The sequence below is a fragment of the Burkholderia sp. Ac-20349 genome (assembly GCF_017104865.1).
Lineage (GTDB): Bacteria > Pseudomonadota > Gammaproteobacteria > Burkholderiales > Burkholderiaceae > Burkholderia > Burkholderia aenigmatica.
Window position 1 is genome coordinate 1 of sequence record NZ_JAAGPM010000320.1, and the last position, 1,907, is coordinate 1,907.

Below are 1,907 nucleotides of genomic sequence, written 5' to 3' on the forward strand. Positions count from 1 at the left end.
CCGGCGACGACGCGCCGAATTCGTGTGCGAGCTGCTGCAACGCCCAGCGCATCACCGCCGCCTGCTCCGACTCTCCGTTCACGACAACCACCGGAGGCAGGCCGCCGAGCAACAGCTGCGCCCCGTCGAAGCACTCGGCGGCCTCAGCATCGCGATCGGCGTTGCGCTCGCCGAAGGGCTGGCCGCGCTGCCGCTCGACGCGCATACGCGCGTCGCGCTCAAATGGCCGAACGACCTGCTGCTGACCGCCACCGACGACGGCACGCCGCGCATCGTCGGCAAGCTCGCCGGGATCCTGATCGAAACCGCGTGGACCAGCGCCGACGCCACCGCCGTCGTGATCGGCTTCGGCATCAACGTGCGCGGCGCGGAAGCCGTCGCCGCGCAGGTCGACGCGCTGCGCGCGCGCGAAGCGACGCTCGCGAGCGGGCTGCCGCCCGCTGCGCTGTCGATCGCGTGTGCATCGGCCAACCTCACCGATACGCTCGCCGCGTCGCTGAACGCGCTCACGCCTGCACTCGCGCAGTTCGGCGCCGAAGGGCTCGCGCCGTTCCTGCCGCGCTGGCACGCGCTGCACGCGTACGCGGGGCGCGAAGTCGTCCTGCTCGAACAAGGCGTCGAACGCGTGCGCGGTATCGCGACGGGCATCGACGCGACCGGCCAGTTGCTGCTCGACACGCCGGACGGCATGCAGGCGATCGCCGCCGGCGACGTGTCGCTGCGCGAAGCGCAATGAGCGAGCCGCACCTGCTGATCGACGCCGGCAACAGCCGGATCAAGTGGGCGCTCGCCGACGCGCAGCGCACGCTCGTCGAGACGGGCGCATTCGGCCATGCGCGCGACGGCGGCGCCGATCCCGACTGGTCGAACCTGCCGCGTCCGCGCGGCGCGTGGATCTCGAACGTCGCGGGCGCCGACGTGGCGGCCCGGCTCGACGCGCTGCTCGACGCGCGCTGGCCGGGCCTGCCGCGCACGACGATACGCTCGCGCCAGACGCAATGCGGCGTGACGAACGGCTATACGACGCCCGACCAGCTCGGCAGCGACCGCTGGGCCGGCCTGATCGGCGCGCACGCGGCGTTTCCGGGCGAGCACCTGCTGATCGCGACGTTCGGCACCGCGACGACGCTCGAGGCGCTGCGCGCGGACGGCCGCTTCACGGGCGGGCTGATCGCACCGGGCTGGGCGCTGATGATGCGCGCGCTCGGCACGCATACCGCGCAGTTGCCGACGCTGACCACCGACATCGCGAGCGGATTGCTCGCGGGTGCGCAGGCCGAGCCGTTCCAGGTCGATACGCCGCGCTCTCTGTCGGCCGGCTGCCTGTATGCGCAGGCCGGACTGATCGAACGCGCGTGGCGCGATCTCGTGGATGCATGGAAAGCGCCCGTGCGGCTCGTGCTGGCCGGCGGCGCGGCGGACGACGTCGCGCGTGCGCTGACGGTTCCGCATACGCGGCACGATGCACTGATCCTGTCCGGGCTCGCGCTGATTGCCGCGGAAGCAGCAACCGCAACGGCGGCGCAGGAGTGACGGAACGGCGGCGGCATCGCGCCGGCGCACGGTAACGCAGGCCCAGGCGGGCCTGCGTCACGATGACGGTGAAAGTCGGGCGGCGCCACGACGGCAGCACGCGCGCACGTTCAACGGAAGGAATGAGACAGCCGGCCATGCGGCCGGCCCGATTCAATGACGTGAACCACGTCAATGACGACGAGGAGTGTCGACGATGCTGCGCTGGCTGATCGCTGTTCTCTTTCTCGCCAACATGCTCGCGTTCGTGGTGCTTACTGCTGCGGGCGAGGAGCTGCGAGTTCGTGCAGAGGAAATCCTAAGCAAGGCCAGCGCACTGAAAGAGCACATTCGCAATGCGGTAGACGGTACATCAGGAACGCTACATATAGGAG

General features: G+C 70.6%; 2 protein-coding genes. Both read left to right on the forward strand.

The window, feature by feature from the left end; all coding sequences use genetic code 11:
* On the forward strand, positions 1–736 hold a 736-nt coding region (locus tag G3N61_RS38915; protein WP_241018132.1), incomplete at its 5' end, for a biotin--[acetyl-CoA-carboxylase] ligase.
* On the forward strand, positions 733–1,533 hold the full coding sequence (locus G3N61_RS38920; RefSeq protein ID WP_089451347.1) for a type III pantothenate kinase: 801 nt from the start codon (positions 733–735) through the stop codon (positions 1,531–1,533). The genes G3N61_RS38915 and G3N61_RS38920, both read left to right, overlap by 4 nt.
* The last annotated feature ends 374 nt before the right edge of the window (positions 1,534–1,907 follow it).